The organism is Flagellimonas amoyensis (assembly GCF_003058265.1).
GTDB classification, from domain to species: Bacteria; Bacteroidota; Bacteroidia; order Flavobacteriales; family Flavobacteriaceae; genus Flagellimonas; species Flagellimonas amoyensis.
The window spans coordinates 356,164-382,134 of sequence record NZ_QBUK01000002.1; the positions used below are offsets into that span (position 1 = coordinate 356,164).

The window sequence follows — 25,971 nt, forward strand, 5'->3', positions numbered from 1 at the left end:
GAAGGTTTTTTTGAAGGTACAAAATCAACAAAATTTTTCCCGTACTTGGGATGTACAACCGTTACAAAACTTTTTTTTTTCGGGCAATTCGGCCCTATCAATAAAGGTGTTTCCCATACTGTCCCGCACAATAAAGCGCCGGACATCCGGATCTTCTTCATCCTGCAGGTGCACGTTCCAAAGCATCCCGTTTTCATGAAACATAGGACTTTCCAGTATAGTAGCCTTTTCGGGATCATATGCAAAGTACAATTGATCATTGGAAGCATAGTACATGTTGCATTTCGGGAAATCCCCTTTTCCCCCGTTGGGGTCATACGTTACATTCTTACTGTATAGAGCGGTTCCATCAATGGTGAAATCTATGCGTTCATAGGTCCTTTTACTTTTCACGGCCTTACCATTGCTCTTGGGGTTATCCACGACGGCCCGGAGGTTGGAATATTTTGTGATATACTTACTATCAAAGGAATTGTATTTGGCAAAATTGGCCCCTCCAAACAATTTCGTGTCATCCAAAACAAACTCTTGTCCGCACAGATTCAGGCTGTAGCAGAGGCCCAAAAGCCAAAGGAATGGTGTGTTCTTCATGTTAGTTGCGTTTACGTGGTTGGAACTTAGTCCAGTTTGGTCCTGCAAATGGTTGTCCCGTTCCTACCCATGACATAGATGTTGTTCTCGGCATCAAATTCGATATCATCCATCTGCCTACCCTTGGGGTCATTGCCTGTTGTCCCCCCATATTTCAATCCATTTAAATATACCGGCCCATCCATGGATGAAGTTTGTCCTTCCCATGTGTATGCTGTCCAAGAATTTCCTTTAAATTTCAGGAGCTGGTTTCCCCTACCTGCGATTAGATTATTTTCCCTGTCCACCGCCTGCGGGGCATATTCAAGGTCAGATTCCTGCCAGCTAGCACCAACATCGTCGGAATAATAGAGTTTGGAAGCAAAGGAACTCACCCCTGTCCAACCTTCACTTATGGCAAAAAGCCTGTTTCCCTGCAGTGCCGGGATATAGGAATTATTGCTTTCCCTACGGTTCCAGGTAGCCCCTCCATCAGCAGAAACGGCAATCAATCCATTGTCCTGTAGATAGGCGGCATTATTGGCCTTGTCCATGATGTGGGGAAGAACCAGGTCGCCATTGGGCATGACGAACATTCGGTTGACAATCAAGTTCATAAAAGCACCGTCGTACCAACCTGCGGCATAGTTGGTATAGGTCCCAACGTGGTATTCCGTCCGGGTCGCACCAAAATCATTCGAAACGGCAAAATAGCTCCTGTTGTCCCTGACCACATAGAGGTAAAGTTTCCCATCTTCAAATTGCAATGGGTTGGCATATAATATATTTTTTTCTCCTGTGGTTTTGTTAATGCGATAGGTCACTCCCATGCTATTGGTATAAAACAACCAATGGGCATCGTCCGAAATTTCAAATTGGGTGACCGTTTCACCCGGTTCAAATTCGTGGAACACTTCCCAATTGATGGTTTTGGCCTGCTCTGCCTGCTGCCCTTCTTCGCCATTTTCATTATCTTTTCCACACGAGGTGAGCAATGGCATTGCCACAAATGCCAATAGGATCCATTTGGGGATATTCGGTACTTTCATTACTTTCTTGTTTCAAATACTATAGCAATGATACCTCGGGGAATACTGTCAGAAAATAGGGCATTTGCACTATTTTTGATATGGGCCCATTGTGATTTGAAGGAAGTAGCGGTAAAATAGATAACTTTCAGGATTGGGGTTCCAATTTGTCCAACCCATCGAAACGAACCACACCTCTAAATAAACGAACATGAAATATCCATTCCTCGTCCTATTCATATTGCTGTCCTTCGGCATGACCAAAATGCAGGCACAACAAAAGGAAGAAAGCCCAAAAAGACCCAATATTGTCTTCATCATAAGTGATGACCATGCCTATCAGGCCATCAGTGCCTATGGCGGCAGGTTGGCCCAAGTGGCCCCTACCCCCAATATTGACAGAATTGCAGAAGATGGAATGTTGTTCGAAAACTGTTTGGTGACCAACTCTATCTGCGGGCCGTCAAGGGCTGCCATACTTACCGGCAAGTATAGCCACCTTAATGGATTCATCGACAACACCATTGGTTCCAAGTTTGATTTTGATCAGCAGACCTTTGGTGAATTGCTGCAACAGGCGGGCTACAAAACCGGCGTTTTGGGCAAGCTTCATTTGGGGGACACACCTTCAAAAGGATTTGATTATGTGGACATTCTACCTGGACAAGGCTCCTATTACAACCCGACTTTCATCAACAAGGAAGGACAATATGAACTGGAGGGATATACAACAGAAATCATTACGGAAAAAGCAATCCAATGGATGGATTCCGTTAAATCTGAAGAACGACCATTCATGCTGTTCCTTGGTCACAAATCACCACATAGACCATGGCAACCCGGCCCCAATGAACTGGGCATGTACGAAAATGTTGAGATTCCGGAGCCTGAAACCCTATTTGATGATTATTCCGGGAACCGTGACGTTGCCGGCATGAACTATATGTCAATTTCCGAGGCCATGAAAATGGAACAAGACCTTAAAATAACCGATGGACCCCAAGCTGGTTTTACCAAGGAACAACAACAAAAATGGGACTCCATTTATGGCCCGATCAACGAAAAATTCAAAAGGGAGAACCCAAAAGGGGACGACCTTACCCGATTCAAATACCAACGTTATATGAGGGATTATCTGGCGAGTGTTGCCGGTGTGGACAAAGGGGTTGGACAGGTATTGGATTATCTTGAAAAAGCGGGACTCGATGAAAATACCATAGTCATTTATACTTCCGACCAAGGCTTTTATTTAGGCGAACACGGTTGGTTCGATAAACGTTGGATGTACAAGGAGTCACTGAAAACCCCATTGTTGGTGAAATGGCCAAAAAAGGTGGCTCCCGGCACCATCAACAAAGATCTGGTCTCCAATCTGGACTTTGCAGAGACTTTTCTGGACATTGCCCAAACCAACATACCCAATGATATGCAAGGGAAAAGCTTAGTGCCCATTTTGGAGGGAGAAACGCCCAAAGACTGGAGAAATGCGCATTATTACCATTATTACGAACATCCTTCCGAACATGATGTAAGACGGCATTATGGCATTACGACAGACCGTTATAAGTTGATCCATTTCTACTATGACCTTGATGTATGGGAACTATACGATCTTAAGAAAGACCCCAACGAAATGAACAATATTTATGGAGACCCTGCATATGCCGATATCCAAGAAAAGCTTCACAAAGATTTGGATGAACTGAGGCTAGCATATGGGGACAATGACTCCCTGAACCAAAAGTTTATTGACGAATACCATAAAAAAGCCAAAGAAAATCCATTGATCGAATACTGGAAACTTTCCCCTGAAGAGATGAACAAACTGTACCAAGAATATTTAAAGGGTAGATAGTCAGCCTTTGTCCCTATTGGGTTTTCAAATGATGATTTGGTTTATCATTTTGGGACAACCACATTCCCATTGAAGCGGTATCATTTATGTAGCCGTTCTATTCCTTGGCCAATTGTTCAACATTGATGCCCTTTACTTTTTTCAAATAATCCGAAGGAGTAATGCCCATTTCTTTTTTAAAATTCCTGTAGAACGTAGCTTTCGAGTTAAAACCGGCCATTTCATAAAGTCCTTCCATCCCATATCGTCCGTAATCTTCATTTTGGGATATTTCAATGAACGCTTTGACCTTAAGCTTGATAATAAATTCATGAATGGTAAGCCCCCTGTCCCTTTTGACCATCAATCGAAAATCACGTTCTGAAAGATTGTGGTCGGACAATGCCTTTTTGATGTCAAAATCATGTCTTAAAAACACTTTTTCCTCCAACAACGTTTTTTGAATGAAGCTGTTCACTTCTTCCTCTTGATTAATACGATCAAAATGATGGTGGAGGTTATTGCCCAAAATGGAAGTGTGTATGCCTTTTATCTCGGATATGGCAAACAACAAGAAAACACAGCTTTTGACAATGTTCAAGTTACTTGCTTTAATCGCCTAACTTTAAATCTCAAATCCACCCGTTATCCCGTAAGTGTTGATTAGAAATTGATTGCCTCTTTTTAGGAAATAACCAAAAACATCTGACGACCTATTTGGCAAGATACACTTTTACGGCCTCAGGAGACCTTGTTCAATTGAATTACCTATTTGTCTGCGAGATTTGGGAATAGTTTCAATAGTTTTTTAACTCACTCAACTCAATGTTATAAAGTTGTGCTTTTTCTCCAGAAGATGTGAACCATAGTTCCGTGTAGGGTTGCTCTGGAAAAAATATTTCAGTCATTACCGTTGTTCCATTGTCAAAAAAGAGCTCAATCGAGGTTTTGTCCAGTAATGCTGTCACCTCCAGACTTTCCAATTGACTTATTCTGGGGGCAATACTTGGCTCGGTAGCAAAATCTTTTGAGAAATTAGTTTTCCCGGAATGGGTCCTATCAATATAAAAAGTTTGGTCCCCATGGTCAAAACCGAACTCAAGTGCTTCATCCATTTCATTTTTAAGCTTGATGGACACAGATGAACTCTTTGCATTCATCAAAGTAAAACTCAAAGAGGTACTGCTCAAGGGTATCGGTTCCGAGTCCATCAATTCCATAGGGCCGGATATGGACATTGGCCCATATTTCTTTATTTTTTTGGATTTTGCCCCCTCAAGTGCTTTTGTTGGGGCAAAACTCAATCTATAATCACTGTTTTTGGAAATCAATTTCAATTCCCGTGAAACTGTCATGGCACTTCGCCATTTTTCGGTAGGCACCTCATTGGCATACTGCCAGTTGGACATCCATCCTATGAACAGTTTTTCACTATCCCCGGTTTCTGTGTTTGACCAAGTAACACCCGCATAGTTGTCCTTGCCAAAATCTACCCAGTAGTCATGGTGATTACCTATTTTCCCCTGAAGCAATGGGTCAAGAACGAACTTTCCGTCCTTAAGATCGCCTACAAAATATTGCGTGCCTGAGCCTCCATTATATCCACCAGGGTTGATGCTTACCAACAAAACATATTTTTCATCATCAAGTCCGTGCACCTTGATCGGAAAGAGATCTGGGCATTCCCAGACACCATCGTGATTGCCGATACCTTCCCCAAACTCCGATAAAAACTCCCAGTCCTTTAAATTTTTGGAACCATAGAATCTAATTTTCTGTCCAGCGGCAAGGGACATGATGTACTGTTCCCCCTCTTTGTCCCAAACAACCTTCGGATCCCTAAAATCAGGGATTCCAGGATTTTTCACAACTGGATTCCCTTCATATTTTGTCCATGTGCTCCCCTCATCCAACGAATATGCAATGGCCTGTGATTGAAAATCGACCTTGCCTTCCTTTTGCATATCGGTGTTGTGATAGGTAAAAAAAGCTATTATCGGGACCTGTCCTTCTGCACCGAAACCTGATCTGTTTTCGTGATCTACAATGGCACTACCGGAAAAGATATAGCCCATATCATCGGGAAACAATGCAATTGGCATTTCTTCCCAATGTATCAAATCCTTGCTCTTGGCATGCCCCCAGTGCATCGGCCCCCATTTGTTCCCATTTGGATAGTGCTGAAAATAAAGGTGGTAATAACCATCGAGGTAAAACATACCATTGGGATCGTTCATCCATCCCTTCATTGGGGTAAAATGAAAGTTGGGACGGTATAGCTCCTCTTCAATGACCAGCGCAGTAGCTTGTTCGGCATCATCCACAGGAACGTCCTTGCCCTTATCCTTGCAGGCATGGATGCCCAGTAGGATTACAAATAGGAGTGAAACTATATACGTTTTTTTCATTTCCACGGAATTCATCTGAACCAACACAACAATTTTGGCCAACCGATTGAAAAATCCTTTTGCCTTCTACTTCCCAAAAATTATTGACCTATTTTGAGGGACTTATATCAAAGGTACTATTTCAGAAATCTTGACCGGTCTGTTTTCCTTGAGGGATTTCATTGCTGCCAATCCTATTTTCAACGATTGCAATCCATCGTTGCCATCCACAGGGGTCGCATTTCCATTTTCCAAGCTTTTGGCAAAATCACCGATTTCATTCTTATAGGCCTCACGGTATCGCTCTAAGAAAAAGTGCAATGGCAGTGCGGCATGTATGCCTTGATCATTGTACAATTTATGGGAATCCATAAAATTATTGTTGGATTGTACCATACCCTTGGAACCGAACACTTCCACTCTTTGATCATACCCATAAGAGGCTTCCCGGCTATTGTCTATCACGGCTATGGTTCCATCGGAATACGTTAGGGTCACTACTGCCGTGTCAATGTCACCGGCTTCCCCAATCGCTGGATCTATCAGAACGGCTCCCTTGGCATATACTTCCTCGACCTCTTTGTCCACAATAAAACGGGCAACATCAAAATCATGGATGGTCATGTCCAAAAAGAGCCCCCCGGATGTTTTGATGTAACTCACAGGTGGTGCGCCAGGGTCGCGACTGGTGATCTTCACCAAATGCGGTTCGCCCACAGCGCCATTCTTGACCAACTCTTTTACTTTTCGGAATTCCTTGTCAAATCGTCTATTGAATCCCAACATCAACTTTATCCCAGATTTGGACACTATATCCAGAACTTCCACTACCCTATCCAAAGATAAATCCAAGGGTTTTTCACAGAATACATGGATACCTGCCTTTGCAGCCATTTCCACATAGTCTGCATGGGTATCGGTCGGAGAACATATGATAATGGCGTCTATCGGCGTCACTGTCAACATCTCTTTAAAAGAGGAGACAATGTGTGGGACAAGTCTGTCTTTCGCAAACTGTCTGCCCTCTTCCATGGGATCCATGGCCGCTACTACTTCTATGCCCTCCATTTGACAAAGGTTGCCCAAATGGATCTTTCCTATTCTGCCTAAGCCGGCAACGGCAAATTTTAATTTTTTCATTGCTTTCTAAAAACTATAACCCTAATGTTTTAATATAATCCCTGTTTGCTTTGGCACATGCCTTGGGGTTGCCCATTCCTGGCAAGATATCCTGCTCCACTACCACCCAGTCATCATAACCTGTATTGGTCAACAAGTCCACAACTGCCTTAAAATCGACCGCACCTTTTCCAAGTTCACAAAAAACCCCTCTTTGTATCGCATCAAAATAATCCCCCTCTTCTTTGCGGGAATCTTGAGCGGCAACTGGGTCGTAATCCTTGAAATGGACATGCCAAATCCGATCTCTATACATTTCGAGTGCTTTTACCGGATCTCCCCCACCAAAAGCATAATGGCCCATATCCAAACAGAGTCCCACCAAGTTGGGATCGGTAAGTTCCATCAAGGTATCTATCTCTTCTGGGGTTTCCACGTAACCTGCACAATGATGGTGAAAAACGGTCCTTATGCCAAAAGCATCTTTTACGGCTTTTGCGATTTTATCGGCTCCTTTTGCAAAAACCTCCCATTGTGCCTGTGAAAGTCCCATTTCTGGAGTTATCCTTCCGGCGTTCTTGGTTCTTTCCAGTACCGAGGCATTATCGTCCGCCAATACGATAAAGGCATCTTCATAGCCAGCCTTGTGCATTAGATTGGCCACACGCATGGCAGATTCCAGGCCTTCCAGGTGTTTTGATGCATCTGCCAGTGCAACGGGAACAAAGGCCCCCAAGAGCTGAAGGCCCCTTTTGGTTATTTCCTTCCTCAAAAGGTTGGGGTCGGTCGGCATATAGCCCCAATCCCCAAGTTCGGTGCCCAAATATCCTGTTTCCTTGATCTCATCCAAAACTTGCTCAAACCCTATTTCTTCCGATTTCTCCTCAAGGTCAAATTCCAGTGCGCCCCATGAGCAAGGGGCATTTGCTATTTTGATCATTTGCTTCTTTTTAAAATTTACGGGACCAAATGTTCGGCCAACGTTCGATGACCACTTTGGTCTGGGTGAAAAATTCTATGGCGTGTTTTCCTTGTCCGTGCAGATCACCAAAGAAGCTATCTTTCCACCCACTGAACGGGAACTGTGCCATGGGTGCAGCAACACCGATGTTGATCCCAATGTTTCCTGCATCTGCCTCGTTCCTGAACTTTCGGGCGTTGGCACCACTTGTGGTGAACAGGCATGCCATGTTCCCATAGCTTCCATTGTTCACAAACTGAAGGGCTTCCTCTATATTTTTCATGTGGACCAGGCTCATGACCGGACCAAAGATTTCGGTCTTGATCAATTCCTTGTCCAAAGCCACGTTCTCCAAGATGGTCGGTGTAAGAAAATTGCCTTTTTCATATCCTGAAATCTTTGTGTTCCTACCATCCAAAAGGGGTTTTGCCCCTTCATCGATCCCTTTTTGGATAAGGCCTTCTATACGGCTCTTACTTTCCGCTGTGATGACAGGTCCCATATCCACATCTTCCAGACCATAACCTGTTGTTCGGGTCTTCACGGTTTCGTATAGGGCATCTTTGATCACTCCCTTATCATCTCCCACAGTGATTATGGTGGATGCAGCCAAACATCGTTGACCTGCACAACCATAGACCGAATCGGCAATGATCTTGGATGACATCTCAATATCGGCATCGGGCAGAACAACAACTGGGTTCTTTGCACCACCTTGGGCCTGCACCCGTTTTCCATGGGCCGTTCCTTTGGAATAGATGTATCGAGCAACCGGGGTACTTCCCACAAAGCTTATCCCTTTCACAATGGGATGCTCCAGTAGGGCATCCACAGATTCTTTTCCACCATGCACCAAATTGACCAATCCCGCAGGCATGTCCAATTGATCCAACAACTCAAAAATCTTCATCATGGTCATAGGGACCTTTTCCGATGGTTTTACGATAAAGGCATTACCCGTTGCAATGGCGTATGGTAAAAACCAGAAAACGATCATTCCCGGAAAATTGAACGGGGTGATACAGGCCGATACGCCCAAGGGTTGACGGATCATCATTTCGTCGATACCAGTGGCTATGTCCTCAATGATATCCCCTGCCATCAGCATAGGGGTTCCACAGGCCACCTCCACATTTTCAATGGCCCGTTGTATCTCTCCCAACGATTCGCCCCTGGTCTTGCCCGCTTCCTTGGTAATGATTTCGGCCAATTCTTCCCTATTGTCTTCCAACAAGGTCTTTAAATGATAGAGTACCTGTACCCTTTTCATGACCGGAACCTTGCTCCATTCCCTATATGCCTTTTGGGCGGCCTGTGCCGCTTGGTCCACGTCTTTTGCCGTATTTGGACCGCTGGGAACATGTGCCAATACTTCTTGTGTGGCAGGATTATATGCCGGTATCGAATCCTTTGATACGCTTTCGGACCATCGTCCGTCGATGTAATTCTTTAAAATGCTCATTTTATTGTTTTTAAACTAATTCTTTCTTTTTATCAAGAGTTGCTACCCAATAGTACATAGATCAATACTGTGACCAAACAAAGACCAATGGACATTGCCTTGGTGTATTTCCATGAGGTGAGATTGACCGCTCCCACGTCCGTTATCTCATAATCATCCGTTCGGGGGTAAAAGTGTGATACAATGAACATAAGGGCCACATTCAACACAAATTCAATGCCCCACAGATGCACAAAATGAATTCCGTGTCCTGTATAGATCCAAGACATGAAAATGTAGAACAAAAGCCCAAAGACTAAAGCCACCTTGGCCCCTGTTGCAGACACGCGTTTCATGAAGAAACCTGCCAATAAAATAGAGGCTATGGGGATGAAATAGATACCGTTCAGCTCCTGTAGCAATTGGTACAGTCCATCTGGGGCATTGGCCATCAAGGGTGCGGCAAAAATGGCGACCACGGCCAAAATTGCAGAGGTGGCCTTGCCCACGACCACGAGCTTGCCGTCACTGATGTCCTTATTAATGTGTTTTTTTACGATATCGATACTGAAGAGTGTGGCCACGGAATTCAGGACCGAATTGAAGGTACTCAACACTGCTCCCATGATAACGGCCGCAAAGAACCCGATCAACCAAGTGGGAAGCACTTTTTTCACCAGTTGTGGATAAACGCTGTCCTGGTTACCATAAAAGCTATCCTGAAAATAATAGAAACAGATTACCCCGGGCAATACGATGATCAATGGGATCAAAATCTTGAACAAACCTGTCAACAACAGTCCTTTTTGGGCCTCCTTCAAGTTTTTCGCCCCAAGCGCCCTTTGGATAATTGTCTGGTTCATGCCCCAGAAATACAACTGATTGATGATCAACCCCGTGAACAATACTTCAAATGGAAGCACAGAATCTGGAGCCCCTATAACATTGAACTTTTGGGGAGCAAACTCATACACTTCGGTAAGCCCATCCAACACATTGCCTCCACCAATGGCCATCAAGGCCAAAATAGGAATGAGCAGACCTCCAATCAAAAGTCCGAATCCGTTGATGGTATCCGAAAACGCTACGGCTTTCAGCCCTCCAAAAATGGCATAAATGGACCCGATTGCACCTATGATCACCACAGTGATCCAAAGTCCTTCGGTTTTGCTGATGCCCAAAATTTCCGAAACCCCGAACAGGCTTTCAATACCAATGGCACCGGAATATAGGACAATGGGCAACAGGGTGACCACAAAGGAAAAAATAAGGATGACGGCTACCAACGATCGGGTAAAACTGTCAAAACGGTTCTCCAAAAACTGAGGAATGGTAGTAAGCCCCATTTTCAGGTATTTGGGTACAAAAAAGACAGCGGCCACCACCAAGGCGATGGAAGAGGTGACTTCCCAGGCGATGACGATGAACCCGTTCACATAGGAGTTACCGTTCATGCCTATCAAATGTTCCGAGGATATGTTGGTCAGCAACATGGAACCTGCGATCACGGTTCCCGTTAGGCTCCTTCCGCCCAGAAAATAACCATCTGAAGAAGTAAGGTTGGTTTTCCGAAGGCTGAGCCAGGTAAAAAGGGCCACTCCCCCTGTAAAAAGGATAAAAGAAGCCAATATGATGATCAAATCTGAATTCATTGGTTGGTTTGTTTGTTTAGTTAAAGCTGGCTATAGGTAATATTTTTGGGTCTTTTTGTTGTTCTGATAAGCTTCATAAGATTTTTTGACCGCTTCTTTTTCAGAGACCTCGGCCACAGCCACATCCCACCATGCAAAACCGGGCACCCCTTTTTTGCGGTCCACTTCAATGTAGATCACCGTTGTCCGGTCTATGGTCTTTGCTTTTTTCAGGGCTTCTTTCAAGCCCTCCACATTGGGCACTTTGATTACATGGGCACCCATGCTGGCCGCGTTTGCCGCATAATCGACCGGCAACAACCCTCCGTCCAGTTGGGAGGTCTCTTCATTTCTGTATCGGTAATAGGTGCCAAATCCTTCACTTCCCAACGAAGCGGACAATGACCCTATGCTGGAATACCCATCGTTGTTCAATAGGATTATGGTGAGTTTCTGCTTTTCCTGGATCGAGGTGACTATTTCTTGGGACATCATCAAATAACTGCCATCACCTATCATCACATATATTTCGCTATCGGGTCTTGCCATTTTGGCCCCCAAGCCACCTGCTATCTCATAGCCCATACAGGAATAGCCATATTCCAGATGAAATCCCTTGGGATCCCTGGTCCTCCAAAGTTTGTGGAGGTCTCCCGGCAAGCTGCCCGCTGCACAAAGAACAATGTCCTTGGCTTCGGAAAAATTGTTCACGGCACCGATGACCTCTCCTTGGAACGCAGGGGTTTCGTTTCTTTCGGTATAGATTTCGGACACAAAGGCATCCCAACTTTGGTTGAGTTGTTCAACTTTGGTCCTGTAGGCATCACTTACTTGAAAATCCGTAAGGCGTTGGTCCAATTCTTCCAAGATCGCTTTTGCATCCCCCACCAAGGGCAATGCCCCGTGCTTGAACGAATCAAATTCTGCAACATTGATGTTGATGAAACGGACATCCGGATTTTGAAACCCCGATTTGGATATGGTAGTAAAGTCACTGTACCGGGTACCAATACCAATGACCACATCGGCCTCTTTGGCCATTTCAATGGCCCCTGGAGTACCCGTGACCCCCACTGCCCCCAAATTTTGGGACATATCATAAGGCAGGGATCCTTTACCTGCATAGGTTTCCGCAACAGGAATCCCCGTGCGACCTACAAACTTTTGCAGTATCCCGGTCGCACCACTATAAATGGTACCGCCACCGGCTACAATATAGGGTTTCTTACTTTTTTGAATCAATGAAACTGCCCTTTCCAATAAAGTCCGATCGGGCATGGTCCTACCTATGGTCCATACTTTTTTCTGGAACATTTCACTGGGAAAATCAAAGGCTTCTGCCTGGACATCCTGTGGAATGCTTAGGGTAACGGCCCCTGTTTCGGCAGGGGAAGTGAGTACCCTCATAACCTCAGGTAAGGCCGTGATCAATTGTTCGGGACGATTGATTCGGTCCCAATATTTTGACACGGGTTTGAAACAATCGTTGACCGATATATCTTGGGTAGCACTGGATTCCAACTGTTGTAGGACCGGGGCCACTTGCCTGGTGGCAAAAATATCGCCAGGTATCAGTAGAACAGGAATCCTATTGATGGTTGCCAATGCCGCTCCGGTCACCATATTGGTGGCCCCAGGACCAATCGATGTGGTACAAACAAAGGTTTCCAAGCGATTCTTTACCTTCGCATAGGCCACTGCTGAATGTACCATGGCCTGTTCGTTCCGTGCCACATAGAAAGGGAATTCCGGATCTTGGTGCAGGGCCTGCCCCATTCCTGCCACATTACCATGGCCCAATATCCCAAAGCATCCGGCAAAAAACTTGTGTTCAACCCCGTCCCGCTCCACATATTGGTTCTTAAGATATGTAATGGTGGCCTGGGCCACAGTCAATCGTATTGTTTTCATTCGTCTTTCTTATTGGTTATTTCTGATGGGATGCTCAGCACACTACCTCTTCTTCATTACATCCCTTTGCTCAAAACCCTCCTTTGCCCTGTATGAATTTTAATGATTCCTCCAGAGTGGGCATAAAATTGGCACAGCCTTTCTTGGTCACTACCTGTGCTCCACTGGCATTGGCCATACGGCATGCTTTGTACAGGTCCCATCCTTGAAGCAGACCATACAGAAACCCACCTGCGAATGCATCCCCTGCTCCCAAGACATTCAATACCGTTACTGGGAACCCGGGCACATCGGTACGGGAGCCATCTTTGGAATAGATGCTTACCCCGTCCGCGCCTCTCTTTACCAATAAGGTCTCTATTCCTGAGGAAAGCAACCATGCTATCGATTTTTCAATGTCCCCTTTGATTTCGGGGGCTGATATCTGTTGATCTTTTATGACCACTTGTGAGGCTTCGCTCAAGGTTGCGGCCAATATTTCCTCCTCGGTACCAATGGCAATCTTCACCTTGGGCAAAATGGCCCTTACCGTGATCCCAAAGGCCCTGTAGTCGTGCCATTGATCGGCCCTAAAGTCTAGGTCCAACACAATGTCCACTCCATTTTTCTGTGCTATCTCCGCAGCAAAAAAAGTAGCACTCCTCGTGGGTTCTATGTTCATGGCCGTACCGTTGATGAGCAATATCTTATGGTCCTCGATCTTGGCCCTGAGCACATCATCAATATCCACTTGACTGTCCGCCGCATTGTCTCGGTAATAGACCAAGGGAAATTTATCTGGGGGTTCAATCCCCAAAACAACCGCACTGCTGCGGGCACTGTTCTTGACGGGAATACAGGCCGTGTTCACGTTTTCCTTTTCCAGAAAATCGATGATAAAGCCCCCCACCTTGTCATTGCCCACGGCCGTGAGCAAACTGGCCTGGAGGCCCAATCGGGAGCAGGCCACTGCAATGTTCAACGGAGAGCCCCCCACAAAGGCATCAAACCCTTTGATGTCGTTGAACGGGGAACCGATATTTTGGGAATATAGATCGATGGATGATCTACCAAAAGTTATGACGTCGTATTTTTTATTGTCCATTGTTTATGCTTTGTTCATTTCAGCCGTTACCAGTGGCAATCTATCATCTTTTGTTTTCCATGAGCCATAGATCCACTCATGATCGGGATCTGTGGTATTGGCAAGGCATTGGTCCGTGCCCGCCAAAAAATTGAGGTAGTAGCAATGAAAGCCGTGTTCCGCGACCACAGGGTGAAATCCCTTTGGAATCAACACCACATTGTTGTGGCGTGGCCTTACAATTTCATCCAAGGAGCGGTCTGCCGTATATACTTGTTGTATGGCATAGGCCTCTGGTTTTTGAAATTTGTAGAAGTAGGTCTCTTCCTGTATGGGTTCCAGTACATTGCCTTCGTTGTCCACTATTCTTTCATCGTGCTTGTGGGCGGGAAACGAGCTCCAATTGCCCGAAGGGGTATATACCTCACGGACCACGATCTTACTACACCCGAAACCCGGGGGCACCAAATCGTTGAATTGCCGGGTAGCATTGTCACCACCAAAAATTACGACAGGTGTTTCCTCTGGTGTCACAAATTTTGCGGGAAAGTCCCCGTCGGATTTGCACCATCCGTAGGCAATATCCAGCATATCACTGGTGGCAGTCAACACAAAATTGCTATTCTTCGGGAGATACAGGGTATGTGCCACCCCATCAAAAACACTTGTTCGTCCATTCTGGGTCTCCCAAGTTCCTTTATCGCTCTCGACCTTGAAATTACCGCTCAAAAGAACAATGACCATTTCATTGTCCTCGGTCTTGTGTCCCCACTTTTCCCCTTTCTTCATTTCACGTGCGCCAAAACTCAAATAGGTCCAATTTGCCGTTTCCGGGGTCACACTGTGGTAGATGCCCTTGGCCTGTTGGGGTTTGACCAATAGATGTGATTCTTTCTTCATTTTCTTGTGACTATTGTTTGTTTAGATCTCAATTTTTCTGCTTTGCCTGTTGCTCCCAACAAATCGAATTTTTGCAGCATGAACTTCTCATATTCCTTGATATATTCCTTGCCAGGAAGAATGGGGTCGAACAGTTCGGGGCTGTTCTTGAAAAATTCCCTGTGTGTCCTTGTCCAAAGCAATCGGGTATCTGTCGCAATATTGATCTTGCAGACCCCATATTTTATGGATTTTACTATTTCTTCCGGCGAAACACCGGCTGCTCCTTCGGTCAGGTTTCCACCCGCATTGTTGATCCGCTCAATCTCTCCCATATTTACCGCCGACCCTCCATGCAATACGATGGGGAATCCTTCCAATCGATTTTGTATCTCTTCCAGGATATGGAACTGAATGCCCTGCCCCCCCGAAAACTTATAGGCCCCATGACTGGTACCCACGGCCACGGCAAGACTATCACAATCGGTGGCCCCAACAAAGGCGGCCACTTCGGAAGGTTTGGTATAGCAGGAGTGTTCTTCATCTATAGAGATATCATCCTCCACTCCCGAAAGAACGCCCAGCTCGGCTTCCACTACAATATTTTTGGCATGGGCCTCCTCTACCACTTTTTTGGTCCTTGCCACATTGGTCTCAAAATCATCATGGGAGGCATCTATCATTACGGATTGGTAGTCCCCTGTCCTGATGGCATCAAAGGCATGTTCCTCGTTGCCATGGTCCAAGTGTACCGAAAAGACCGTTTTGGGATAAATTTTCGCTGCGGCGCCAATCATGGCCGATAGCATCCCGGCATGTGCATAATTTCTCGCCACAGGGGTCAATTGTACCATGACCGGTGCATTTGCTTTTTGGGCAGCACTGAAAAGTCCGTGCACCTGTTCCATGGTAAAAACATTTACCGCGGCTATGGCATATCTCCCATAACAATCATCAAAAAAAACCTTTGGAGAAATTATCATTTCTTTACTTTTTATTGGCTCATTATAAGCCTAATGCCAAGGGTAAAAGAACAAAAAAAAGCCTGTGTCCAAAAGTATTGCCCCTAAAACTGCATGCAAACGTTTGCATGAAAATTAAGTCAACATCAGCCAGAAATATCACTCAAATTTTCCCTAGATGATGCCCTGACCACCAGCTCCGGTTTAAAGACCTCAAGCCTGAAATCGTTCTTGGCACTTGTATCCTTTATCCGTTGCAACAGGATCCTTGCGGACAACATCCCCAAACTATATACAGGTTGCCAAACGGTTGACAATGCCGGGGAAAAATAGGATGAGTGGGGTTCGTCATCAAAACCGACTATTGATATATCCTCGGGTATCCTCAGGCCTATCTTCTTGGCCACATGAATGGCCGAAGTGGCTATGTTGTCGTTTACCGCAAAAATGGCATCCGGGGCATCTTCCATCTCCAAAAGCTTCCTCGCTGGCTTGAGACCGTCCTTATGCGAAAAACCCTTGACATGAAAAATATATTCTTCCCTTTTGGGGATCCCATTTTTCTCCAAGGCATCCAGATACCCCTGCAACCTATGCTTGGTCGTGCTCAGGTTCAGCGGTCCGCCCAGATGCGCTATTTTGGTGCAACCGGAACGGACGAGATATTCAACTGCCTGATATGCTCCGGAATAATCGTCCACCAACACCTTATCCGCTTCCAGACCGGGACAATCCCTATCGAATACGACAACAGGCACATCATTGTTCTGGAGTCTGCGGAAATGGTCAAAATCCTTGGTTGCGGAAGAAGGGGATACCAAAATGCCATCCACCCTCATCTTCGACAATTTTTTGACCAGGGTCAACTCTTCTTCATACGACTCGTTGGAAAGACAGATCATAATGTTGTATTCCGATGGTCCGATCACATCCTGGATACCCGTGATGATCGCAGAAAAGAAATGACTGGTTATCTCTGGCACGATCACCCCGATGGTATTGGATTTTTTCTGCAATAGGCCCAATGCCATGGGGTTAGGCTGATAATCCAATGCGTTTGCCAACTCTTTCACCGCCTTTTTGGTCTCCTCACCTATCGCGGGATGATCGTTCAGCGACCTTGAGACCGTTGAAGGTGATAAATTGAGCTTGGTTGCAATATCCTTGAGGGTTACACGTCCCTTTTTCATAACAGATCTGTATAAATCTTTACTTCATTTGATGTCGTTCGTCTTCCAAAATCAATAGCAAGACATCTTCTATTTTTTTGTTCGACCTGTATACAAAATACAACTAATTTTCCGATTCCATCCCACTAGGTGAGAACGATCAGCCTTCAATCCAGATGCATTTTGCTACCCTGTCTATCCTTGACAAAAAACCAATGAACTTTACTTTTTCAAGTACTACCAGCCTCTATTCATCACAACCGGAAACGGTTGCCAGCTGGTTCTTTACCTTTTGCTCCTCTGCATATTCCACATATAATCCTTGATAGGGCCTGTCTGAGACAGCGAACATGACGTCCGTGCATCGGATATTGTCATACTGGCCATCACCATCCGGGCTTTGCATATGAAAAATCCGGCTGATGTAACTGTCGTCCTTACCATCGATATGGGCCCCAATATCGTTTCCATAGTTTTCGGCATGCCGCCAGTCGGGCGACACCAGTTTATTGTTCTCCCTGTATCTTTTTAATTGGAGAAAATTCTCTTGAAGCATTCCATCCTTGGTTACAAAGGGTTCAAAATTGTTGGTGTCCGCACTTCTGGTGATCTTGATGTTGGGCTGGATATAGAGGACCACTTTTCCCAACAGCCCTCCTTCCTTCGAGCCATTACTGTCCATGAAATAGGGGGTTTTTCCATCCACTATTTTGTTGTTGTCCACAATGGTTTCGTTGGAGAACCCATCGGAACTGTGATACCTGAGTCTATCCCCAAAACTATTTTGCATAAGCCGGATGATGTTCTGCCACTTAGCGTCGACCATCCACTGTTCATAGTCTTTCAGTTCGGTCATGATAAAAAGGGGTTCGTGATAGGGGTGTGCATTGCTCCAATCCACGATATAGGATATCCAATCCTCCAGAAAAATGGAGGAAGGATTGTCCACGGAAAAATCCACTTCATCACCAGGTGCATCATGCCCAAGGGTAAGTTTTCCCATATCGATATGGGACAGTTGCACTTCTTGACCTTTCTGCAAAAACAAGTAGTACCCATTTTCAGCTGGGTATGTACTTGCATCGGCCTCGGTGAGCATGTTTCCTTCATTGTTGTACTCATAGACCAAATTGGGCATGCCTTTGTCGATGATCAATCTGAATCCGATCACATCCCCATTTGTTCCATAGGAATTTACATAGAGCTTTCCATCCGTATATGCTGCCTGTATCTCTCCCATAAGCTTTTCGGACATACCAAGAACACTGTTCGCCTTGGACCATGTATCTGCATGGGTATCCACTGCATCCACGGAAAATTGTTTTGCAGAATGGGCATTGTACTTGAAGATATATAGGGCATTGTCCTGCTCGAAAGGGAAAACAAGCTCCCCAATATCCACAGAACCATCCTCATAAATGACCGACCCCACGCTAGCACTGTCCTCTCCGAAGGTGAGCTTACGGATTTCAAGGACAGACCCATCATTGGTGATGACTGATACATAAGCAGTATTCTTATAAACAAATGTGGACAATGAACCCTTTTCGGCACCCAACTTACCTGAAAATATGATGTCCATCCCTTCGCCATCAAACGCATAGATGATCAGATCCCCTGTGTTATATTCGTAACTTAAGATGTATAGTTCCGTACCTAAGGTCAATAGGGAAAATTCTCTTTCCCCAGCATCAAGAGGTTCTGCATCATTGCTGTATGACTGAACGGTTTTGCCATCCAACACCTTGTATATGTTCATGACACCTCTACTGGCGGAATAGGATAGCAAATGTGTATTTCCTTGATAATCAAATACCGAGGCTATCTTCCCTTCTTCCAACCAATTGGTTTCCAAATATTTTGGCGTATGGTATGAGTATAGGTCAAATTCAAAAAACCGTAGTCCTCGTTCCAACTGGGTCGCAATTCCTTCCCGTTTCATGCCATCTAGGTTTCCCGAGTACGAATTGTGGGTTCCCCGGAAAAAAAACTGTCTGTAAATGGCCGTAGTGGAATCCTTGACCGTTGGATCAGTACCCCCATTTCCATCGGGTGGTGTAACCGTAGATTGGGCATCCCCCGACGTTGAGCATCCGAAGATAACACAAGAGCCCAATACCATGGAGACCATACGTATCAATCCCTTCATGCTACTTCATATTTAGATTGCGAGAAGGGCCCCAAAAAGGGCCCCTTCCTGCAATGAGAGAAAAAATACTTGACTAACTCTATCCAATCTCATATACCATTTATTCCTTCCCACTAATATCCTGGGTTTTGTTGCATTTCGGTAATGTCGACTTCTGCTTGTGGGATCGGGGCCAACAAACGAATAGGGTTAACGGTTATGTTCCTATTCTCGGCAGTGAAGAAATCGTTCATGGTCTGAATGGCCGTTCCTGTTCTCAAAAGATCGAACCATCTGTGTCCCTCACCTACCAACTCCAGTCTTCTTTCAAGGGCGATGGCCGTTCTCATGCTTGCCTGATCGGATGCCGTAGTGCCGGTAAGATTGGCCCGCTCCCGAACCAAATCGAGATAGGTTCCGGCCAAGGGCGTATTGTTGTTTTCGTTCAAACATTCGGCATAGAGCAGCAGTACATCCGCATATCGGACCACATAGTGGTTGTCCCCGGCATCTTCCCTATTACTGTTGGGAGATGGTGTCCATTTGTTGATATAGTAGACATTACTGGACTCATTGATCAGATTCCTACGAAGATCATCCACTTCATAAAGATCGTAGAGGGAACTTTCCATGGCCATGGCCCCCATTCCTCCTTGATCATCAGGCTGGGTAAATATGTAATAATACCTACTACCCTCGCTCATCCCATCCAGGTTGGAAGCATATTGAACACTGAATACATCCTCAACATTCCCTTCATTATCAACACCGAACAATCCATCCAAGGGAGCTAGGTCATATTGTTCCGACCCTACAATGATCTCCAATTGGTCCTCTGCCTCGCCGAACATTTGGCGTTTCATATAGTGCTTGGCAAGAATGGCCCTTGCGGCATACTCATTGGCCCTACCAGCACTGTTGCTCGTGGGCAATAGCGCAATGGCATCCAATAGATCCGTCTCTATCTGTGCATATATCTCCGCTACCGGGGTACGGGTGTCATCAAAGGCATTCACGGGATCATCAATGGTCAATACCAAGGGAACATCCCCGTATATGGTGGTAAGGTTGTCATATAACAATCCCCTGATGAACTTCATTTCCCCGATCCGTATATTTTTTAGGGATTCACTGTCATACGGAATATCTTCAATGACATCCAATACGGTGTTCACATAAAAAATCCCTTCATAGGAGTTCTCCCAGATACTGCCCACAAATCCATCGGTACTGATCCATGAAAAATCTTCCAAGGCCCTTACCCCTCCATTGGAGTTGGGTGCTTGGACATAGGTATTGTCCGTGGGTATCTCTCCCCACAAGATCATATAATAATCGTAGAGATCCTGCAATTCGTTATAGGCTGCGGTCACTGTGGTTTCTACATTATCCTGATCGGTATAGAAGTTTTCCGATAATATATTCGTTTCCGGAAGTTGGTCCAACTGATCTTCGCAGGCCACAAAAAACAGCATTGCCAAAATGTATGTGAATATTCGTTTTAAAACCATGATACTAATTTTATAAGGTTAGATTGATACCTGCTGATACAAGTCGTGGTACAGAAGTTGTTCCGAAGATGAATCCTCTTTGAAGTGGGTTTCCATTGTCCCCACCATCTGGGTTCATGCCTCTGTAGTCTGTCCAAGTGTGCAGGTTGTTCGCCGAAATATACACTCGTAAGCTTTGAAGTTGTAACTGTTCCACCACACTGGATGGAAAGTTGTAGCCCAACTGCACGCTTCGCAATCTGAGGTAGTCCGCATCCATAACATTATAATTGGTAGGGTTTCTACTTGCCGATCGCGTGGATGTATTGCCATAGGCATCGGGTGGGGCCAAAAATCCGTTCGGGTTTCTGGTGGGATCCCAATAATTGTTGAAGTAATAGTAGTTCGTATTGGTGAACGCTTCCCCATACTCCAGATACCTTGATGTCATTTCATCATAGGCCACCCTTCCCACAGTTCCGTTGAAGTTCATGCTAAAATCAAAGCCCTTGTACGCCAAGTTCACTCCAAAACCGTAGGTGACCTCTGGGTTGTAATCCCCCAATAGCACGCGGTCGTCCGCATTTACAGTACCATTACCATCCGTATCCTGGAAAATATAGTCCCCCACTTGTGCGGAAAGCGTGGTAGTCGTGGTACTGGTGTATGCTGCCACTTCCTCTTCGGATTTCAACAACCCTATGATCTTATATCCGTATAGGTTGGATAACGATTCGCCCACTCGTGTTATAAAACGTTGGCTAGAACCTTCGAACAATTCCTCAGGACCTCCCAAGGATACGATTTCATTCTTGTTGGTGGCCACATTGGCATTGAAGCCCAGCTGCATGCCCCCTACATTAAAATCATAGGCGTTCAACTGAAATTCCCAACCATTGTTCTTCATCTCCCCAATATTCTGAAGGGATTCATCAAATCCTGTGTGCTGGGGAACCGGCCTGTCCAATAGTAAGTCAGTGATGTTGGAGACGTAATAATCCACGCCCAAGCTCACCTTATTGAAAAAATTCAGATCAAGACCAAAGTTGTTCGATGTATTGGTCTCCCACGAAAGGGAATATGATGGGGCCGTTGATGGTGCTGCACCTGGATGTAGCGTTCCATCATATGGATAGTCCCTTCCTGTTCCTATGGAAGCATATTGGGCATAGTTGCCTATTTGGTTGTTCCCTGTTTGTCCCCAGCTATAACGTAGTTTTGCATGGGTGAGGACATCATTTTTAGGGAAAAACGACTCATTGCTCAACAACCAGCCCGCAGAAAAGGACCCAAAAGTACCATACCTACTGTCCTTACCAAATCTGGAAGATCCGTCGGTACGGATAGATCCCGATAAGAAATAGGTGCCATCGTAGTTGTACATGACCCTTCCAAAGTAGGAAAGCTGTGTCCATCTGCTCCTGGAAGCAGTGGCTGTCTGTACCGTTGATCCTCCAATGTTCTCAATGATATCATTTGGAAAATCATACCCTAGTACGGAGAGTCCCGTGGATGTACTTTTTTGGAAACTCTGCCCCAATAAGGTATTGAAGGAGTGCTTGCCTATATTGAAATCGTAATTGATGGTGTTCTCGATAAGGATATCGGCTTGGTCGCTTCTATCCTCAGATCCTTGTTGTGAGTTACGCTCGCTGATCAATTCACGATAGGCACCTGTAAGCATGGGTGCATATTGGTCTGTGAAGGATGCTCCCAACAAATAACCTACCGAGCTCTTCAATACCAGATTGTCAATGGGCTCATAGGACAGATAGGTGTTCCCAAACGTTCTGAACTCCCTTCGCTCATATTTGGACAATTCGGCCATGGCCACAGGGTTTTCCTGCATGTTTCCATTGTACGGTCTGTTGGCCAAGATCTGGGCCTCTATGTTGTAACCTGTAGGGTCCGCATCATTATAGGCGGAGAAAAATGGGAACATGTACACCATGGCCCTACCAGCAGGGTCAATGGGAAACCTGTATTCATTGCTGCCATTGGTAAGGCCCCTTTCCGCATAGTACCCATTCAGGTTGACCCCAAACTTGAGACGTTCACTCAGCTTGGTGTTCAATTTCAAATTGGTCGTGTAGCGTTTCTGATCGGCAGTGATCACTATACCCTCTTCATTGGTATATCCAATCGAGGCTGAATAATCTGTGGCATCGGTGGCCCCAGAAACGTTCACGTAGTGGTTTTGTACAATGCCGGCCCTATATACACCGTCCTCCCAATTATAATCCGTCAATCCTGGCTCATTGTTCAGGTATGGGACGGTATAGTCCAAAATAAGTTCCCTCACGTTTGCGCCATTAGCAATACGTTGGGCCTCAGTATCTGTTGCACTACCGGTAGGATGGTTCTTCAAATAGGCATTATTACGCGCATCCCTGAAGAATATAGCTGCGTCATAGGCATTCAAAAGGTCATAGCTGCCTGTGCGTTCCTGGATACCCACAACGGAGTTCACCTGAACGGTCGGTTTTTGGCTCCTGCCTTTTTTGGTGGTGATCATAATGAGACCATTGGCTGCCCTGGATCCATATATGGCAGAAGATGCTGCATCTTTGATGACATCTATACTTGCAATATCGTTCGGGTTGATCACATTCAACGAACTACCCTCCGCCAGTGGAAAACCATCCACCACCACAAGGGGGTTTGCTTCCCTGGTAATGGAACCAACACCACGAATGGTAATGGTGTTTCCATCCCCGGGATTCCTTGCATTCGTCAAGATATCCACACCGGGCATCTTACCCACAATGGCTTGGTCAAAGTTGGCATTCGAAAATTCTTGGATATCCTTTGCGTCCAAGCTTACGACGGCGCCGGTAATCTTCTCCTTTGAACTGGTTCCATAACCGATGACAACGACATCATCCAGAACATTACTGGCCTCTGCAAGGCTGAAATCAATCGTTTGCGAAGCAGATGACACAGTTTTTTCCACAGTTTCAAAACCCAAATAAGAAGCAATCAATGTTGGGGTATCTGTAGCGGTCGTGATCGTGTATCGTCCATCGAAATCGGAAACTGCACCATTGGGAGTTCCCTTTTCAACTATACTTGCTCCTGGAAGAGGAGTTCCATTACTATCGGTAACCGTACCGGTAATCGTCTTCTGTGCCCACGAAACCGTTGAGTAACCAATAAGAAAAATGAATATTAAAAATTTAAGTTTCTTCATATTTGGCTGATTAAAATTGTTAATTCGGCAACCAAATAACAATAAAAAACCCATATCGATAATATGCTCACTTCAAAACTTTATGCAAAGGTTTGCATTGGTTAACCTTTAATTTGCAAGCATTTAACGACTGGTTCAAACACGTTTTCAACGCTTGCTACACGTGCAACACCAGCCTTGATAGGAACCCTACCCCACCTCTTTATAAATCCCTGATAATGAGCGGATGGTGTTGCCATTATTGTGCAAAGGTTTGCATAATGTTTTTTCATGGAACCTATAATTTGTTGTTGTTTTGGGACATTCATCATTCATCACAAAATTTGAATAATGGCGTGTTCAACCCAAAAAAACAATCCGATGGCCCATATTTCTCTCTTTTTAAAGAATATCTGTTCCCAATTTTCATTTCTTTTGGGAGCATGCATTTTTGTTTCCCAAGTTTCTGCCCAGCAGATACATTCCCATAATGATTATGAGCAGGCCGTTCCCTTTTGGAATGCCTATTCAAGTGGGGCAAACTCCATCGAAGTGGACATCTTTTTAAAGAACGGCATCCTTTATGCCACCCACGAAGCATCAGAAATAAAACCCGACCGTACCATTGAAAACCTATATCTGCAACCCATCGAAAAAATACTTTCGTTGGGCTTGGGGACCCAAAAATCCCTGCAGTTGTTGATCGATATCAAATCGGAGGCCGAGCCTACCCTAAAAATTTTGGTCTCCTTACTGGAAGCATACCCCCATATCACTGAAAATGAAAAAATAACCTTGGTCATTTCAGGGAGCCGACCGCCTGCAGAAAAATATGTGGACTACCCATCCTTCATAACGTTCGATTACCAGAGTCTGGAAACCCTGGACAATGCAGAGGCATGGAGCAAAGTGGCCTTGATCAGCCTCAACTTCAAAAAAACATCTTCATGGAACGGATTGGGAAGATTGACCGCGGAAGACCTTGTCAAAGTAAAGCAGACCATTGATAAGGCCCATAGCCTTGGCAAACCTTTCAGGTTTTGGGCCACTCCCGATACAAAAACCGCATGGAGGTCACTCAGTGCTCTCGGTGTTGATTTCATCAATACGGACCAACCATTTGCCTGTTCGGAATTTATGACCTCACTGACCGAGCGAACGTACCGGAACAAAATCTTTTCGGAAGTCTACACCCCTACTTATGCCCCTGACCAAACTGATCGGCCTTTAAAAAATATCATTCTCCTCATTGGCGATGGCAATGGTCTTTCCCAAATCTCTGCTGCTACTTTGGCCAATGGTGGCGCATTGACGTTGACGCAGCTTAGGAGCATTGGCTTTTTGAAAACGGCCTCCACGGACGATTTTACCACAGATTCCGCTGCTGCCGGGACGGCTTTGGCCACGGGGAGCAAGACCTACAACCGTTCCATAGGTCTGGATACCTTGCGACAACCACTCGCCAATATGCCCGAAATGTTGTCCAAATACGGATATGTTTCCGGTTGTATCACTACGGATAAACTTACCGGGGCGACTCCTGCTTCTTTTTATGCCCACCAAGAAGATCGGTCCATGACTTCCGAAATAGCCTCAGATCTTCCAAAGGGCCAACTCTCCTTATTTGTGGGGGGCGGGAAAAAGGACTTCAACGATCCAAAAGACCTATCCGGTTTCACCCTTCTTGACCGTATAGAAACCATAGGAAGTTCCAAACACGATAAGGTTGGCCATTTCCTTGCAGACGGCGATGTACCCAGCATTTTGGAAGGCCGGGAAAATATACTTGCGGAGACCACCAAAAACAGTATCGCCTTCCTACAGGCCAAGAACAAGCCTTTCTTTTTGATGGTGGAAGGCGCCAAAATAGATAAGTACGCCCACCAAAACAACGCACCAGGCCTGATAAGCGAGGGAATCGATTTTGATAGGGCCATAACCGAGGCCATCAAGTTTGCAGACACATCGGGCAACACGCTCGTCATTATTACCGCAGACCATGAGACCTCGGGGTTCAGCATTCCACAAGGCAGCCTCAACGCACATACTGTCGAAGGGGATTTTACCACCTTCGATCACACGGCAGCCATGGTCCCTATTTTTGCCTATGGGCCTCATTCCCAAAAATTTCAGGGCGTTTATGAGAACAATGAGGTCGTTCATAAGATCATGGAAATCCTACAGGACTCCCATTGATTTCTCCACAATTTAAGTTTAGTTAGCACTTTT

Annotated in this window: 18 protein-coding genes and 1 pseudogene; 2 read left to right on the forward strand and 17 right to left on the reverse strand. The window is 45.4% G+C overall.

What is annotated here, in order from left to right; all coding sequences use genetic code 11:
- Positions 1–24: 24 nt before the first annotated feature.
- On the reverse strand, positions 25–591 hold the full coding sequence (locus DB398_RS04100; protein WP_159076302.1) for a hypothetical protein: 567 nt from the start codon (positions 589–591) through the stop codon (positions 25–27).
- A gap of 26 nt (positions 592–617) precedes the next feature.
- Positions 618–1,619: a sialidase family protein gene (locus DB398_RS04105; protein WP_108423125.1), complete on the reverse strand. Its 1,002-nt coding sequence runs from the start codon at positions 1,617–1,619 to the stop codon at positions 618–620.
- 190 nt (positions 1,620–1,809) lie between these two features.
- Between DB398_RS04105 and DB398_RS04110 the strand changes: the two genes are divergently transcribed.
- The gene (locus DB398_RS04110) at positions 1,810–3,453 is read left to right on the forward strand and encodes a sulfatase family protein (RefSeq protein ID WP_108423126.1); all 1,644 of its coding nucleotides are present in this window, start codon (positions 1,810–1,812) and stop codon (positions 3,451–3,453) included.
- Positions 3,454–3,550: 97 nt separating this feature from the next.
- Here DB398_RS04110 and DB398_RS04115 read toward each other — a convergent pair whose 3' ends face one another.
- The 15 genes and pseudogenes from DB398_RS04115 to DB398_RS04180 form a co-directional block, all read right to left on the reverse strand.
- Positions 3,551–4,033, reverse strand: coding sequence for a helix-turn-helix domain-containing protein (locus tag DB398_RS04115; RefSeq protein WP_108423127.1), 483 nt, complete (start codon positions 4,031–4,033; stop codon positions 3,551–3,553).
- Positions 4,034–4,229: 196 nt separating this feature from the next.
- Positions 4,230–5,840, reverse strand: coding sequence for a glycoside hydrolase family 32 protein (locus DB398_RS04120; protein ID WP_108423232.1), 1,611 nt, complete (start codon positions 5,838–5,840; stop codon positions 4,230–4,232).
- Positions 5,841–5,942: 102 nt separating this feature from the next.
- Positions 5,943–6,959 carry an inositol 2-dehydrogenase gene (iolG, locus tag DB398_RS04125; protein ID WP_108423128.1) on the reverse strand — a complete coding sequence of 339 codons (1,017 nt, stop codon included), beginning with the start codon at positions 6,957–6,959 and terminating at the stop codon, positions 5,943–5,945.
- A 13-nt stretch (positions 6,960–6,972) separates the two neighbouring features.
- Positions 6,973–7,878: a sugar phosphate isomerase/epimerase family protein gene (locus DB398_RS04130; protein ID WP_108423129.1), complete on the reverse strand. Its 906-nt coding sequence runs from the start codon at positions 7,876–7,878 to the stop codon at positions 6,973–6,975.
- Positions 7,879–7,888: 10 nt separating this feature from the next.
- Positions 7,889–9,361 (reverse strand): CoA-acylating methylmalonate-semialdehyde dehydrogenase, encoded by a 1,473-nt coding sequence (locus DB398_RS04135; protein WP_108423130.1) that lies wholly within the window; start codon positions 9,359–9,361, stop codon positions 7,889–7,891.
- Between the two features lie 32 nt (positions 9,362–9,393).
- On the reverse strand, positions 9,394–10,992 hold the full coding sequence (locus DB398_RS04140) for a solute:sodium symporter family transporter (protein WP_234416046.1): 1,599 nt from the start codon (positions 10,990–10,992) through the stop codon (positions 9,394–9,396).
- Positions 10,993–11,022: 30 nt separating this feature from the next.
- On the reverse strand, positions 11,023–12,882 hold the full coding sequence (iolD, locus tag DB398_RS04145; RefSeq protein ID WP_108423131.1) for a 3D-(3,5/4)-trihydroxycyclohexane-1,2-dione acylhydrolase (decyclizing): 1,860 nt from the start codon (positions 12,880–12,882) through the stop codon (positions 11,023–11,025).
- Between the two features lie 70 nt (positions 12,883–12,952).
- On the reverse strand, positions 12,953–13,966 hold the full coding sequence (gene iolC / locus DB398_RS04150; protein ID WP_108423132.1) for a 5-dehydro-2-deoxygluconokinase: 1,014 nt from the start codon (positions 13,964–13,966) through the stop codon (positions 12,953–12,955).
- Between the two features lie 3 nt (positions 13,967–13,969).
- Positions 13,970–14,845, reverse strand: a complete 876-nt coding sequence (iolB, locus tag DB398_RS04155; RefSeq protein WP_108423133.1) for a 5-deoxy-glucuronate isomerase — start codon at positions 14,843–14,845, stop codon at positions 13,970–13,972.
- Positions 14,842–15,807, reverse strand: a complete 966-nt coding sequence (locus DB398_RS04160) for a class II fructose-bisphosphate aldolase (protein ID WP_108423134.1) — start codon at positions 15,805–15,807, stop codon at positions 14,842–14,844. The genes iolB and DB398_RS04160 overlap by 4 nt, the downstream gene beginning before the upstream one ends.
- Before the next feature lie 125 nt (positions 15,808–15,932).
- Complete coding sequence (locus DB398_RS04165; protein ID WP_262497737.1) at positions 15,933–16,817, reverse strand: substrate-binding domain-containing protein; 885 nt, start codon at positions 16,815–16,817, stop codon at positions 15,933–15,935.
- 15 nt (positions 16,818–16,832) lie between these two features.
- Positions 16,833–16,982, reverse strand: a pseudogene (locus DB398_RS18610) (LacI family DNA-binding transcriptional regulator); the annotation flags it as partial.
- Between the two features lie 220 nt (positions 16,983–17,202).
- Positions 17,203–19,104, reverse strand: a complete 1,902-nt coding sequence (locus DB398_RS04170; protein ID WP_108423136.1) for a hypothetical protein — start codon at positions 19,102–19,104, stop codon at positions 17,203–17,205.
- 113 nt (positions 19,105–19,217) lie between these two features.
- Positions 19,218–20,594 carry a RagB/SusD family nutrient uptake outer membrane protein gene (locus DB398_RS04175; protein WP_108423137.1) on the reverse strand — a complete coding sequence of 459 codons (1,377 nt, stop codon included), beginning with the start codon at positions 20,592–20,594 and terminating at the stop codon, positions 19,218–19,220.
- A gap of 10 nt (positions 20,595–20,604) precedes the next feature.
- On the reverse strand, positions 20,605–23,763 hold the full coding sequence (locus DB398_RS04180; RefSeq protein ID WP_159076303.1) for a SusC/RagA family TonB-linked outer membrane protein: 3,159 nt from the start codon (positions 23,761–23,763) through the stop codon (positions 20,605–20,607).
- Between the two features lie 360 nt (positions 23,764–24,123).
- Between DB398_RS04180 and DB398_RS04190 the strand changes: the two genes are divergently transcribed.
- Positions 24,124–25,938: an alkaline phosphatase gene (locus DB398_RS04190; RefSeq protein ID WP_108423140.1), complete on the forward strand. Its 1,815-nt coding sequence runs from the start codon at positions 24,124–24,126 to the stop codon at positions 25,936–25,938.
- Positions 25,939–25,971: the final 33 nt, after the last annotated feature.